At 68.2% G+C, this 14,482-nt stretch carries 7 protein-coding genes and 5 pseudogenes; 7 read left to right on the top strand and 5 right to left on the bottom strand.

What is annotated here, in order from left to right; genetic code table 11:
• Positions 1 to 522, top strand: a pseudogene (locus tag NLX86_RS33705) (primase-like DNA-binding domain-containing protein); the annotation flags it as partial.
• Between the two features lie 6 nt (positions 523 to 528).
• Positions 529 to 708 (top strand): annotated as a pseudogene (locus NLX86_RS33710) (DUF6009 family protein); the annotation flags it as partial.
• A 640-nt stretch (positions 709 to 1,348) separates the two neighbouring features.
• Here the strand turns inward: NLX86_RS33710 and NLX86_RS33715 are convergent.
• Complete coding sequence (locus NLX86_RS33715; RefSeq protein WP_254375637.1) at positions 1,349 to 2,839, bottom strand: short-chain fatty acid transporter; 1,491 nt, start codon at positions 2,837 to 2,839, stop codon at positions 1,349 to 1,351.
• 483 nt (positions 2,840 to 3,322) lie between these two features.
• On the opposite strand from NLX86_RS33715, the gene NLX86_RS34635 reads away from it, so the two are divergent.
• The gene (locus NLX86_RS34635; RefSeq protein ID WP_302062060.1) at positions 3,323 to 3,454 is read left to right on the top strand and encodes a hypothetical protein; all 132 of its coding nucleotides are present in this window, start codon (positions 3,323 to 3,325) and stop codon (positions 3,452 to 3,454) included.
• 811 nt (positions 3,455 to 4,265) lie between these two features.
• Here NLX86_RS34635 and NLX86_RS33720 read toward each other — a convergent pair.
• From NLX86_RS33720 to NLX86_RS33735, 4 genes and pseudogenes are all read right to left on the bottom strand, one after another.
• Positions 4,266 to 5,530 (bottom strand): annotated as a pseudogene (locus NLX86_RS33720) (IS256 family transposase).
• 252 nt (positions 5,531 to 5,782) lie between these two features.
• Positions 5,783 to 7,003, bottom strand: coding sequence for a S8 family peptidase (locus NLX86_RS33725; protein ID WP_374214023.1), 1,221 nt, complete (start codon positions 7,001 to 7,003; stop codon positions 5,783 to 5,785).
• 455 nt (positions 7,004 to 7,458) lie between these two features.
• Positions 7,459 to 7,986 carry a zeta toxin family protein gene (locus NLX86_RS33730; RefSeq protein WP_374214024.1) on the bottom strand — a complete coding sequence of 176 codons (528 nt, stop codon included), beginning with the start codon at positions 7,984 to 7,986 and terminating at the stop codon, positions 7,459 to 7,461.
• 82 nt (positions 7,987 to 8,068) lie between these two features.
• Positions 8,069 to 8,467 (bottom strand): annotated as a pseudogene (locus NLX86_RS33735) (zeta toxin family protein); the annotation flags it as partial.
• Positions 8,468 to 8,676: 209 nt separating this feature from the next.
• Between NLX86_RS33735 and NLX86_RS33740 the strand changes: the two are divergent.
• The 4 genes and pseudogenes from NLX86_RS33740 to NLX86_RS33755 form a co-directional block, all read left to right on the top strand.
• Complete coding sequence (locus tag NLX86_RS33740; RefSeq protein ID WP_254375639.1) at positions 8,677 to 10,914, top strand: helix-turn-helix transcriptional regulator; 2,238 nt, start codon at positions 8,677 to 8,679, stop codon at positions 10,912 to 10,914.
• A 6-nt stretch (positions 10,915 to 10,920) separates the two neighbouring features.
• Positions 10,921 to 11,475 (top strand): XRE family transcriptional regulator, encoded by a 555-nt coding sequence (locus tag NLX86_RS33745; RefSeq protein WP_254375640.1) that lies wholly within the window; start codon positions 10,921 to 10,923, stop codon positions 11,473 to 11,475.
• Positions 11,476 to 12,813: 1,338 nt separating this feature from the next.
• Entirely contained in the window at positions 12,814 to 13,812 is a 999-nt protein-coding gene (locus NLX86_RS33750; RefSeq protein ID WP_254375642.1) for a bifunctional DNA primase/polymerase, read from the top strand.
• Positions 13,809 to 14,482 (top strand): annotated as a pseudogene (locus NLX86_RS33755) (DNA primase); the annotation flags it as partial. The gene NLX86_RS33750 and the pseudogene NLX86_RS33755, both read left to right, overlap by 4 nt.

The raw sequence follows: 14,482 nt of genomic DNA on the forward strand, positions 1-14,482 counted from the left end.
ACCCACAAACTGTGGCTTCTGGGAAACCACCGACCCGAGGTCGGCACCGGCGGTTTCGCGTTCTGGCGCCGGATGCGCTTGATCCCCTTCGACCGCGTCGTTGCCGATGACCGCAAGGTGGACAACCTGGCCGACGTGCTTGTCACGGAAGAAGGCCCCGGTATCCTCAACTGGATGATCGACGGCGCCCGCCGCTACCTGGCCGGCTCGCGCGACCTTACCGGCCCCCAGCAGGTGCGTTCCGCGACCACCGCTTACGCGGAGACAGAGGATCACACCGGCCGCTTCCTCGACGAGTGCTGCACAATGGGTCCTGCGATGCGTGCTGAACAGGCTCAGCTCTACAGCGCCTACCAGAGCTGGTGCCGACTGGAGGACGCCATCCCTGTCTCTTCCCGTGCCTTCGCTGCCCGCATCCGGGAGACCGTCGCCATCAACAGCCCCAAAGGAATGATCCTTTCGAACCAGCGAAAGTTCTACCCCGGCATTGGCCTCAACGCTGAAGGAGGGGAGAACGCTTGAGCACCCTTCTGGCTGCTCCCCCACGATCGGGACGCCCAGCCCGACGGCCTCTAAGCTTCGGGTGCACCGTCGGAAGCCGTTGACCCGCGAACGATAGCCCCGCGGGTCAAGGGCTACAAGACCCAGCGCTCCGCGGGCGGTCCGCCGTCCGCCGGCGTTGACGCCGCACTCGGCACAACACTGCCGCATAGCCGACGCCCGGCCTTCCCTCACCACCGGCATCGACTCAACGGCGTCCACTCCTGTTGCTCCTCGTTCCCCCTGAAAGTTGTCCACAGACACTACGTCGGTGGATCGAGGCTTAGAGCGCCAAGTGGGCATACGTTGGAGCAGCGTCCCGGACCCCGCTGACATCCGGGGTATGGGGTGTCGGCGGGGTCCGGGAGGGGGCGGTGGAGCGGCTGGGAGTCAGCCGGCCTTCGTCGGGGCCGGGACTTGCTCCTTGACGCCGGGGTCGCCGGCATCCGCGGTGTAGTCCTCCGGCACTTCCACGGGCTGTAGAGGTAGAGGCCGGAGATTCCTCATACTGGTCCGGTATCTCCGGTGCCGTGGACGGGGCGGGCGTACGTCTTCCAGTGCCCCACGAAGGTGATGAAGTACCGCTGTCGGTGGCCTTCCGCGCGGAGACCATGGACGGTCATCGAACCCGCGATCAGGAACGGTCCTCCGGTTGCAGCCGAGGGCGCCCGTCTCCAGCAGCCGCTCGACGATCTCCTTCGGGCCCAGCCGATATCCCCGCCCAGTGCCCACAGCCATGTTGGAAAAGGTTCACTCCAACAACCCGTACCGCATGACACCGCTCCCGGACCCCGCCCTTTGGTCGGGCTCACGGGAAGGAGAGCGTCTGCGCGAACAAGGTGACCATCACCAGGACGACTGGGAAGCAGACCAGGAACATGGCGAAGGTGTAGCCCATGATGTCGCGGGCCTTGAGTCCCAGGATCGCCAGCGTCGGGAGCATCCAGAAGGGCTGGAGCAGGTTGGCACTTGCCTCGCCGAGGTCATAGACGACCACCATCCAGCCTTGGTGTACCTCGAGTTGGTTCGCCGCATCGATGACGTAGGGCGCCTCGATGACCCACTTGCTGCCGCCGCTCGGTACGAAGATCCCGAGAACGCAAGAGTAGATCGCGACGAGCGCCGGATAGAAGAACGCGTTGGAGATGCCCGCAAGCCAGCCCGCGATCGTGGACGACAGGCCGGTGAAGGCAATCATGCCGAAGATGCCGCCGTAGAAGGGGAACTGGATCAGAACCCCGGACGCGGCAGTAACACCTTCCTTTACGGCGGCGATGAGCCGGACGGGGCGCCAGTGCAGGATCAGGGCGAGCAGGATGAGGATCAGGTTGATGGTGTTGAGGTCGAGAGCGTTGAGCGGGTTACCCGCGGCCGAGGCGAAGTAGCGGAACAGATACCACGTACCGAGAAGGAAGATCAGCACCGCGAATGCCGGGCTGTGCTCCAGCCAGTCACCCGGGCGCCGGGGCCTGTCGGCTTCGGAGTCCTTGCCGCTGCCGGAGGACTGCTCCTCCAGCAGCGGCCTGAGGCGGATACCCAGGTCCTCGGCCGTTTTCGTACGCGCGGGCGATGGGGTGAGGAACCAGGCAAGGGCCACCGCGACAATGAACACGGCAGCAGTGGCGGCCATGCCTTGCCACAGGAAGATGGTTTCGGTCAGCGGGATCAAGCCCGATCCGCGGCCTTCCGCAATGACGTTCTGCACAGCCTCGGGGCTCGCGCCCTCGCTGGCCACCTGAAGTGCGGCGGAGCCCGACAGTCCCTGCGCCCAGACGGTGCCGAGCCCGAGGAACGCCATCGCGCCGATCGCCCGGTAGTCGACCCCGCGTACCAGCCGGGAGATCTCCTTGGCCAGGATCGCGGTGAAGATCAGGCTGAAGGCCCAGTTGAGGTACGAGGAGGCCATTGAGACCGCGGCGGTGAAAGCGACGGCCGCGCGGGGGGTGCGGGGCACCCTGGCAAGCCGGGAGATCAGCCATGCCACCGGCCGTGACACAGCCACCGCATAGCCACCAATAATGATCATCGCCATCTGGAGCGTGAACTGGATGAGCGACCAGAAGCCCTTGCCCCAAGCGTCCACGAGACCGTACCCGGTGGTCGCCTCGGGATCGTCGGGCGTGCCCGTGACCGGAGCGCCCGTGAGGAGGCCAAGCGCCAGGACCACGAACGTGCCAACGAGAACGAAGCCGAAAGCATCCGGCAACCAGCGCTCGGTGATCGCGGTGAACCGCAGCGCGATACGGGACAGGACGTTCTCTCGTTCCTCGTTCGCTGTCCGTTCGGCCTCCATGCCCATCCGCGTTCTCCTCACGCAACCCACGTCAAGCGCACCTCGTGCATCACACGTACCACGGAACAGCAAGATAGGGCGCTGCGGCAGAGACCCCCATAGCGCTGAGGCTCATAGCCAGCACTGTGGTTATGGTTGGCAGCCCCCTCTCGACGACGGCCGAACTGCGGTAGCTGAGGGAACTCACGCCCCAGTTCGGGTCACGATTCAGCCGACGCTGACATCCCCAGAGCCCCCTTCGTCCGCAGAGGAGTGCAGTGCCTTCTCCGGGGCGACGGCTTGTTCGGCCAGGTCACCTCCTGTATGACCTCGAAACGGCGTACGAGGACTGGATCGAGGTGCACGCCCAGGCTCGGGGGCTGACAGGGGATGGCCACGGCGTGGCGCTGGGGCCGGTCGCCGGGTCCTCTGGCGCAGATGCCGAAGAAACCGCCTCGTCAGACGCTGGCGGGAATGGCAGGCTCTGCCTCTGTATACAGGAGCTGCGCGATGTCCGACCATCCGGAGACGGAAGGCGTCGACTGCACCGACTGCTTCGCCCGGCCAGGCCCCGACAACACCCGCATCGCGTCCGTGGACGGCTGGGTGAGCGAAGTGTGGCACACGACCGACTGCCCGTAGCTCACGATCATGCGGATCAACTTCGAGGAAGGACACAAGCCGGCCCTGGGGGCAGGACGCGTGGGCCAAGGGTGTCTTCCCCGCCGGGCATGAGCGGCTGAAGCAGTCGCTGCCGCCATGCCCGGCGACACCGCTGCTCAGACCCTTATCTTGGCCCTGACCCGAGTTGGTTCAGGCCCAGGCTGAGAGGCCGTATTCATACCGATCGCGGTTGTTGAGTTTCCGCTGGTGGGGAATGAAGTCCTCTTCGGAGAGGCAGCGTTGGGGCGTCGTGTTGCTTCTTGATCGGGTGGAGGTGGCCGGTGCCGTCGGTGCTGGGTCTGCTGGAGGCGAAGGAGTCGGCCGCGCGGGAAGCGGTCGAGCGGGCGCGGGAGGAGGCGGCCCGGATCGCTGCTGTGCTCGATGAGGCCGAGCGGGCTCTTGAACGGCTGGTCATCGCCCGGGAAGCGGTGGTGGAGGTGTTGGCCGAGCCGGTCGCCAAGGCCGTGGACGTGGTGGAGGCGGGTGCCGCCGCGATGGCGGGGTCTCCTGTTCCCCGCCGGAGCGAGCACCTGACCAGCGCGGTCCTCGCGCCGAAGTACCAGCGGATCATCTCGGTGCTGGAGGGCGGGACGGAGGGCCGGGGCGGGATGCGGGCCAGGGATCTGGCGGCGGCGCTGGGTTTGGAGCCGGTGCCGGCGAAGATCGAGGGTGTGCGCTCGCGGGCGAGACGACTGGCCGACCGCGGGTGGATCACGCGGCACCAGTCCGGGGAGTTCAGCGCCCTGACGGGGGTGTGTGTAGCGAACGGTGGAACTCGGTTGGTTGATTTCTATCGGCGTCCGGCGGTGAGCCGGCCGTCGAAGGCGATGTCGAAGGCGTTGAGTGCGGCCTTCCAGCGCATGGTCCAGCGTTTGCGGCCGGTGCCCTTGGGGTCCAGGCTCATCACCGCGAGGTAGTCGCACTTGAGCGCGGCCTGCTCTGTTGGGAAGTGCCCGCGGGCCCGAACGGCCTTGCGGATGCGGGCGTTCACACTCTCGATCGCGCTGGTGGTGCACACGATCTTCCGGATCTCCACGTCGAACTGGAGGAAGGGGACGAACTCCGCCCAGGCGTTCTCCCACAGTCGCACGATCGCCGGGTACTTCCTCCCCCAGGCCTCACTGAACTCCATGAAGCGTTCCAGAGCGGCGTCCTCGGTCGGCGCGGTGTAGACGGGCTTGAGCGCCTTCGCGATCTTCTCCCAGTCCTGCCTGGCCGCGTAACGGAAGCTGTTCCGCAGGAGGTGAACCACGCACGTTTGCACGATCGTCGCAGGCCAGACGGCATTGACGGCTTCGGGAAGGCCGGTCAGTCCGTCGCAGACCAGCATGAGGACATCGCGGACCCCGCGGTTCTTGATCTCGGTGAGGACCTGCAGCCAGTACTTCGCCCCCTCGCCGCCGTCGCCGACCCACAGGCCCAGGATGTCCCGGTGTCCGTCCGCCGTCACGGCCAGGGCCATGCAGACGGTCCGGTTGGCGACCTGCCCGTCCCTGATCTTCACCTTCACGCAGTCGATGAAGACGACCGGGTAGACGCTGTCCAGAGGGCGGTTCTGCCATTCGGCCATGCCGGCATCACGCTGTCGGTGATCGTGGAGATGGTGCTCTTGGACACCTCCGTGCCGTAGACCTCGGCCAGGTGCGCGGAGATCTCACCATGGGTGAGGCCCTTCGCGGACAACGACAGGATCATTTCGTCGACCCCGCCCAGGCGCCGCTGCCGCTTCTTCACCAGCTGCGGCTCGAACGTGCCCGCCCGGTCCCGCGGCACCGTGATCTCCACGGGCCCGACCTCGGTAGCCACCGTCCTGCTCTGGTGTCCGTTGCCGTAATTCTCCCGCCCACCCGCGGCGCGTTCACCGGGCTCGTGCCCCAGATGATCGGTCAGCTCGCCCTCCAGCGCGGACTCCAGGACCTTCCGCGTCAGCTCCGCCAGCAGACCGCCCTCGCCCGTCAGCTTCACCCCGCCGGCCTCGGCCCGGGCCACCAGCTCGGCGACCAGACCGTCATCCACGGCGTCCACGGCGGCCTCCCCGGCCTCGATGTCACCCATCACGTCAGTCATCAACTGTCGCTTCCAACCCGGGAGTTACACCAATCACCGTACACACCCCTTCGCCGACTCCGTGCGCCATGGTGACCCTGTCGTCCTTGTAGCGGCGGTAGTCGAAGACGACCAGCCCGTCACGCGGGTGGCGTGCGCTGCGGGTGCCGGTGGGCTCATAGCGTCCGGCCCGTCGGCACCTGGTGCGTTCTTGCAGTCATGGGATGACGGGCAGCCGCCTGCCCGTCATCCCGGCGGTTGTCAGAAGAGGGTGTAGAGGAGCCTGTTGGGGGAGCCGGTCTTCGGGTCCTGGACGACCCCGTTGGTGGCGCCGTTGACGAGGGCGTCGCGGACCTGGGCGGGAGTTGCGGTGGGGTTGGTCGCCAGATAGAGGGCGGCGGCGCCGGCGGTGTGGGGTGCGGCCATGGAGGTGCCACTGATGGTGTTGGTGGAGGTGTTGCTGCTGTTCCAGGCGCTGGTGATACTCACGCCGGGGGCGAACAGGTCCAGGCAGGTACCGTAGTTGGACCAGGAGGCGCGCTTGTCGGCGCTGTCGGTGGCACCGACGGTGATCCCGTCGGCGGTGCGGGCGGGCGAGGTGGTGCAGGCGTCCAGCGGGTTGCCGAAGATGTCGCCGTTGCCGGCCGCGAGGGTGTAGCTGACGCCGGAGGCGATGGAGTTCTTGACCGCGTTGTCGAGGGAGGTGCTGGCGCTGCCGCCCAGGCTCATGTTGGCCACGGCCGGCTCGATGGCGTTGGCGGTGACCCAGTCGACGCCGGCTATGACGCCGGAAGTGCTGCCGGATCCGCTGCAGTTCAGGACCCGGACCCCGACGATCGAGGCACCCTTGGCGACGCCGTAGGTGGAGCCGGCGGCGGTACCTGCCACATGGGTGCCGTGGCCGTTGCAGTCGTTGCCGTTCTGTCCGTCGCCCACGGTGTCGGTGCCGAAGGTGGCCCGGCCACCGAATTCGTTGTGGGTGGTCCGCAGCCCGGTGTCGATGACGTACACACGGACGTTGGAGGCGGTGGTGTTGTATGTGTACGTGGTGCTCAGCGGGAGGTTGCGCTGGTCGATGCGGTCGATGCCCCAGGTGGCGCCGGTCTGGGTCGTTGAGAGGGCGACCTTGGAGTCCTGCTCGACGTAGGCGACCCGGGAGTCGGCGGCAAGCTTCCGTGCCTGCGTCTGCGTCATCTTGGTGGCGAAGCCCTTGACGGCGCTGGAGTAGACGTGGGTCAGCCGGCCCTGGTTACGGGAGACCAGCTCGCGGGCGACCGAGTCGGGGGAGGACTTTGTTCCGTCCTTGAGGACGACGATCCAGCTGTCGGAGATGGCGCTTGCGCTCGGGGCGAGCCTCGGCTCGGGGGAGGATGTGGGGGCTCCGTGAGCTGGGCTGCCGGCCAACTGCAGGCCGGCCGCCAGGAGCGCGGCGGGCAGCAGGATGGCGCCCAGTCGTCGGGTGGTTGATCTCATGTGGTGCACCTGGACCTTTCGTTGACCGGATTGCGGACAAGTACGGGCTGAGCGGTGCCGCGTCCGCCGGGGTGCCCACGGACCGCGATGGCGCTCCCGGGGCCGCACGGTTTGGCAGGTGCAGATCACGGGAGCGGGGACAGACTCTCGCGGTTGTTCAACGCTGCACAAGAAGCAGGAGTGGCTAGTTCCGGACAAGATGGGCGAGCGTTCAACTTCCTTCGGCATGTGCCAGGTGTCTGACGGTCAGGGTTTTTCCCGTCGGCCGGAATTCACCCGGCCGGATATGCCGATGGGACTCAGTGCGTGTGAACAAACTGATCGACAAGCCTCCCGAGGGCCGGACATACCGCACTGAACCGGCGGTTTCTCCGGCCGGAGCAGCGCCATGAATCAGCAGGTCGGATGGAAGACGATCAGTTCGTTCACAGGCACTCAGGATCAACCCGTCAGAAAAGGCCCCTTTAGCGTGCGTCCAGGTCCCCGTCACGCCGGCGTGCAGCATGACCTGCGCCAGAGGCGATCTTGACTGGTTCGGATGGCGATCGCCAGCCTGGCGCGCTCTGGACTGAACCCCGGTGCTGCGCAACGGATGTGACAGAGGGTCCCGGGCCGGGCCGGAGCTCGCTGCGCTTGCCGTGAGCCGCGAAGCGGCCAACCCCTCGCTTCGCGCCGGAGTGCCTTTGGCTGCGCTGCGCTTCACCGAAGGTGAAGCGGGCGTTGTCAGGTTGAGCTGGGGGGCTCCGGCCGGGCGTGATCATCGGGTTGATCGCTGCTGGGGAGGGGGCACTCCAGGGCCGCGACCGCTCGTACGCCACCGCCTTCTCCGCCGCGGGCCGCCGCCGCCACGCGCCGTCGACCAGCTCGTTGTCGTACAGCACCGTGCCGTCGCGCCGTACGACGGTGATGCGGTCGGCCAAGTGCTCGGCCTCGATGACAGACAGGGTCACGAGCATCTGCTTCGCGCAGGCATCGTGGTTCTCCCACGACACATACCGGCCACCGCCAAACCGCCTCGGACAGGAACCGGTCCAGGATGCCGAGCTGGCTCAGCGCCTCGGGCGTTGCAACCGCCACCACCTCGATGCGGGAGCCGGCTTCCCGGTACGCGGCCGACGACGAACGGAACTCCTCGGCGACGGCCAGGGCGGACTCGACCACCGCGTCGAAGACGTAGGCGCGCACGTGGTCCTCAACGGCAGCCTGCCAGTGGCGGGTGTCCGGCCGGACCCTCACGCCGGCGGTGCGGACATCAGCGGCCAGCAGTTCGGCGTAGTGCCGGTGGGCGGCCTTATAGAGGTCGCGGCTGATCCGCACGGTGCCGCCCCGGCGGTTCAGAACGTCCTGGACCAGGTCAGGAATCTGTGTCTTTCCCGCGCCGGGCTGGCCGCCGACGATGACGACGACGGGTGGTCCTGGCGTACTGCGCCTTTCGTGAACCTCGGAAGGATCAACCCCTGCAGCGCCTGGCAGCTCTCTCGTTCGGACAAAGCGCCCGCGACGCCGCTCTTTCCCATCGGTCCTCCCGGACGGACATCACCATGCGTGGCTCCGGCCCTGGCAGCGAGCCTCGGAAGATCAAGGTCAACATAGCATCCGTACGCGATAGGTACGCAATCCGTACGGCGAACGAACGTGATCTATGCGGTTCGTGGGGTAGAGTGTCCGTCAGGAGGTGCTTGATGTCCGAGTTGTTCGACGCGGTCGACGCGCTGGTCGCGTCCGCGTCCCCGCTCCCGCCGCCGGCGGAGCGCAAGCGGCTGCGTGCCGCGCACGGCCTGACGCTGGACCAGGTGGCCGGTGCCCTGAAGGTGCGCCGCGCGACCGTCAGCGGCTGGGAGAGCGGCAAGACCGAACCGCGGCCCCCGGAGCGCGAGGCGTACGCGCGGCTGCTCAAGCAGCTCGCGGAGCTCTACCCCGCTCCCGCCAACGCTGCGGTGCCCGTTGAGGACACGGCGGTGCCCGAGACGTTCACCGGCCCCACCGCGCCCGCGACGGGTGAGGCCGCAGAACCGCGGACTCTGTCCACAGGTCCGGCGCCGGACGCTGCGGCCATGAATACTGAACAGAACACCCAGCGCCCCGCCCGCACTGCCCCGTCCCGTCCGGCGGCCACGGCCAGGCCGTCGTCGACGTCGCAGCGTCCGGCCGCGAAGAAGGCCACGGCCAAGCCCGCCACGGCCGCGGCCGGCTTCGACCCGCGCTTCGAGAACGGGCCGCTCGCGGTCGTCGATGTCGAGGACGGGAAGGTGTTCGCGTACTGCGTCGGCGGCCTGGTCCTGGACGTGCCCGCCAAGTCCATCCCGGCCCTGGTCGACTGGACTCTGTCCGAGGCCAAGCTGGGCGCGCCCAAGCTCAGCGGTCCGGGCAAGGACGCCGACCCGCTGATCGTGCTCACCGAGGCCGCGTGTGAGCGCTACGGCCTGCCGCTCCACCTCACCGAGGAAGAGCGCCTGTCCGGGCGGCTGCCGGAGGGCCACAAGGTCATCAAGCAGCTCGCGCGGGCGGACTGGCAGCTCACAAAGCGCGGGTTCGGGCCGTGGGCGCGGATCTACCGCCCGGCGAAGGGTTCCGAGCGGATGTGCGTGCAACTGTGCATCCCGGGCTGGGACGCGCTCGACACGCGGCACTGGGGCGAGGCCGGGCAGCTTCCGCCGGCGGAACTCGCCCGGCTCCTGGGCACGTACGCGTCACGGGTGATGACGCCGCGCGGGTCCACTGCCGTGACCGGCCTGGAGCTGATGACTGCCCTGCACCCGCCGACCCGCGCGAGCGAGCCGGACGAGACGGGTAAGCGGCACAGCGAGCACAACCCCGGCAGCTTGGGGAAGGACCCGGTCGACCCTGCGCCGTGCGAGGCGCCCGATGGACACCCGCTGCTCGCCGACCTGCCCCGGTTCCATAAGCGGGGCCCGGACGAGGTGCTGGTGGAGGAGGCGTACGACTGGGCGCGCTCGCTCACCGACGCGGAGTGCCTCCGGTCGAACCTGGTGGGCATCGACGTCAACATGGCGTTCGCCGCCGGAGCCAACGGGACGATCGTCGGCCTGGGTGCGCCGACGCACGTCAAGAACCCGCGCTTCGATCCGAAGCTGCCCGGCGCGTGGCTGGTCGACCTCTCCCATGTCGACCTGTCCCGAGTGCTGGTCGGCAAGGAGTGGAAGGACCTGGACGGCGAGATGCTGCCCAGCCCGTTCACGCCGAAGGGCGACCGCCCGACGGGGCCGGCCTGGTACGCGACGCCGACCGTCGCGTACGCGGTGGAGCTCGGCTACGACATCGCGCCGACCGAGGCGTACGTCCGGTACGAGAACGGCCGCTACCTGGACGGCTGGTACAACCGGCTGCGCGACGCCTACGTCGACACTATGGCCGACCTGGGTGTCACCGCCGACCTGTCGCCGGAGGACTTCCTCGCGGCGATGGCGGAGCACAAGCAGGTGGACCCGCAGCTGGCGATCGTGCTGTCCGCGATCAAGGCGACCGTGAAGGGCGGCATTGGCAAGCTGCGCGAGCGGCCCCGCGGCGAGGGCTGGCGGTCCGGCGAGCCGTGGCGTGCCTTGTCCCGTCCGACGTGGCGGCCCGACATCCGCGCCGCCGTCATCTCCCGCACGCGGATCAACATGCACCGCAAGCTGCTCAAGCACGCAGCCGCGACGGGCCAGTACCCGGTCGCGATCCTCTCGGACTGCGCCGTGTACGCGGCCGATGGCCCCACCCCGCTGGACTTCCTGCCGTACAAGGACGGCAAGCCCCTGCCGGGCGGCTTCCGGCTCGGTGTCTCGCCCGGGATGGTCAAGCACGAGGGCAACCAGACCACCCTGTGGGGTGAGGGCGTGCGGGAGGAGCACGGCCCCGAGCTCAACCTGGCCCGCTACATCAAGGACGGCAACGTCACCACCAAGGACGACGGGGAGTAGACCGCGATGAGCATGTTCGGGGACGGCCTGGACAAGGCGGTGCAGCGGGCGTTCACCCGTTCCATCCCGAAGTCCGCGCCCGCGCAGATGCGTTACCTGGTCAAGAAGCTCAAGGGCACCAAGGCGGTTGCCGACCTGCTCGGCATCTCCCAGCGCACCGTGGAGCGGTACGTGAAGGACGAGATCAAGCACCCGCGCAAGGCCCTCGCCGGGCGCCTGGAGCGCGAGGTGAAGAGCCGGTGGCAGCCGCAGATCCGCGCGAAGGCTAAGCAGGCGGCGGCGACCACCGGCGGCATCGTCATCGACACCCGGGCCCGCTTCGGCTACACCGCGGCCCCGGGCACCACCGACGACTCCCGGCTGCGCCACCTCACCGTGGCGCTCCCGCCCGTCTACGCCGCCCGCCTCTTCGAGGCCCGTGACCAGGGCGCGTCCGACCAGCATCTCCAGGAGATCGCCGCCGAAGCGCTCCAGGAGGTCTACTTCAAGGACGGCGGCCGCCGCGCCGCCGGCCTCCTGGTGGAGTACACCGACCTCGAGCACATCGAGTTCGACCTGTAGGTCCCCGAACATCTGTGAGAAGCCGTATCTCAACCGAACGTGATCGTTTGATTCTCGCTGGTCAGGCATGGTTTCGGCCGGGGTGCGGGAGAGTTTCGACGTTCTGTTCCGCTTGATCGGTGAGGGGTCGCGGTGACGTCAGACCCGCCGAGGCCCGCGCGAGGACGAACCCGGACAGCACGTCGGTCTCGAACCGCTCCAGCTCCTCAGCCGACGCGGGCGACCAGTGCTCACGACTGCCAGTGCCGCCAACCCGAGCCTCCTCACCTTCGACCCGACTGCGAATCGGTCGGACGAGATGAGAACGCATCATAATCCCGAAGTTACGTCACAAGCCCGCAGAGCACACGAAGGAGGAAGAACCCCCTGGCCACGGGGGCGGGGACTCAGCGGGGCTCAGGGGAACTCACGGGATGTCGCACATCCGCGGTCCGGCTCGTCCGGGGCTGTCCGGGCGCCGCCGACTGGACGGACGTGTGGCTGCCCGTGGTCGAGGAGCTGCCGGCCCAGGCGTACAGGGACGGCCAGTTGCGCCGCGCACGTCGAGCCGCAGCCCATGGCTGTGCTCGACGTACAAGTGCCGGCCGGCGTCGAGTCCTGCATTCGCACGGCGTCCGAGGAGTCACCGATGAGCCGAGAGGTGTGGCCGGAGGCGTGCAGGAGCTGCCTCCCCACGATGTCGGGCAGGCCCGACACGGGCGTCCAGGGGAGCGACTGAAGCGACCGAGTCCTGGACAGAGAGCGCCCGGGTAAGGGGAGAGGGGACGTGCCGAGGCTGGGTCGCTTCGGTAGCGGGCTGCCGACGGTCGCCGAACCAGCGACTGAAAGCCAGCGACTGTGCTGATGGTGACGCTGGACCAGGAGGCTGAAGATCTTGCAGGTCAGAGGCCTTGCTCTACCGACTGCAGCGACTGAAGCGACCATCGGTACAGGTATATGAAGACACCAGATGCGTTTCGTGTGCGTCATATATAGGAGTGTTGAGTCGCTTCAGTCGCTGATGCATGTTCGCCAAGTCTTTGACGTGGGGTTTTCTCTCTCCGCTACCGACAGCGACCCAAGCCTCCAGGTCGCTGCTCCACTCTGGGTCGCTGCTTCAGTCGCTGATCCCCCAATGCATCGCCACGGTGCGGTGCTTTTTCTCACGGGGTGCCCCCCCCGGAGGCCCTCTTCGCTATTCTGTGTCCACTGTTGAGTCGCTTTGGTCGCTGATAGGGGAACGACATGCCTGCTGAGCTGCGGTTTTCTCGCAGCGACTCACGGCAGTCAGTCCCTGACGCCTCAGGCGCTGCGTTGCCGCTGACCACGGCCAGGTGGTGCGCCGGCAACGGCTGGCCTGTGCATCCGCTCGCCCCCGGCCGTAAGACACCCGCCGCGAGCTGCGACGCATGCCGCCAGCCGGGCCACACCCACAGCAACTGCGCCTGTCTTGCCGCCGGTCGTTGGTGCCACGGGTTCCACGCCGCCACGCTTGACCACAGCCGCATCAACCAGTGGTGGGGCACCAATCCCCGTCTGGCTGTCGGAGTCGCCTGCGGCCCTGCCGGCCTCGTCGTCATCGACATCGACGCGCACCCGCAGACACCGCCTGTCCGCGACCGGCTCCTGCCCGGGATTCCCATCTCCGACCACGTCGACCTCACGGGCCTGGCCAACGGATTTCACACGCTGGCCGTCCTCGCCGCTCTCAGAGGGGTGTCCAGCCCCGCGGCGGATGAGAGTACCCTGCGCGTCCGGACCCCCTCGGGCGGCTTGCATGTCTGGTACCGGGCCACCGACGGTCGACGCTGGCAGTGTTCCACGGGCTCGAGCCGCAGCCGGGCGCTGGCCTGGCAGGTCGATGTCCGCGCCCATGGCGGATACATCATCGCGCCCGGCACCACTATCAGCGCCGGTACCTACACACCGCTTGGAGCGGCCCGGCAGCCCGCTCCGTTGCCCCGGTGGCTTGCCCAGGAGCTCGAACGCACCGGTCACTTGCCGGCGCCCGACATCTCTGCTCCGCGGCCGGTGCCGGCCCGGGCCCGGCAGGCCGTCATCGCCGCCGGCGGCGGCCGTGATCGCGCCACCCGCACGCTCGCTTCCCTTCTTGCCGAGGTGGCAGGCTGTGCCGCGACGGCGGAAGGGGCCGGGTTCTCGGAGAAGCTCAACCGTGCCGCGTACACGGCCGGCGGTCTCGTCGCTGCAGGGCACCTCAGCCACGACGCGGCCGAGCGTGCGCTCCAGGAGATCGCCGAGGTGGCCCGCCCGGGCCAGGAACGCCGTGTGGCACAGATCATCCGCAGCGGTATGAGCGCCGGTTCCCGGCATCCCCTGGAGCTCGGGAGGCGCCGGTGAATCCGCCCGGCGTGGACGGCTTCGACTTCGACCCTCAGGCCGTAGCGGCGCAGATCCTGGCCCAGGCCTCAACACCGCTGCCCGCCCAGGCCACGGAGAGCCGCCCCCCGGCCCCGGCTGAGCATGCGACGGCGGCCGGGCTGGTGCCCGACACGCTGACCGACCGCGGCAACGCCAAGTTGTTCGTGAAGCTGTATGCCAACGACTACCGGCATGTCCCCGGTCTGGGCTGGTTTCGCTGGGACACCACACGCTGGCAGATGGACGAGGACGACACCGTCCTCTGGGCCGCGGGCGACCTCGCGGAGAACATCGCCGGCACCGACCCGCGCGGAATTCACTCCGCCCAGGCTCTCCAGCAGCACCGCCGACGGGCGTTGAGCACCTCGGGCATGAACGCCATGCTCACCCAGGCCAGAAGCGCGCCCGGCATGGTCCTCAACGCCTCCCGGCTGGACGCCGACCCGTACGCCTTGTGTACCCCGGCCGGCATCGTCGACCTGCGCAGCGGTCTCGTGCGCACGGCGGACCCGAACAAGGACTTCCTCTCCCGTTCCACAGCCGTCGGCCCGCAGGAGATGGAGACGCCCTGCTGGCATCGATTCCTCACCGACACGTTCGGCGATGACGCCGACGGTCACGAGGTGATCGGCTTTCTGCATGAACTGCT

This window comes from Streptomyces sp. A3M-1-3, from assembly GCF_024213665.1.
Taxonomy (GTDB): Bacteria; Actinomycetota; Actinomycetes; order Streptomycetales; family Streptomycetaceae; genus Streptomyces.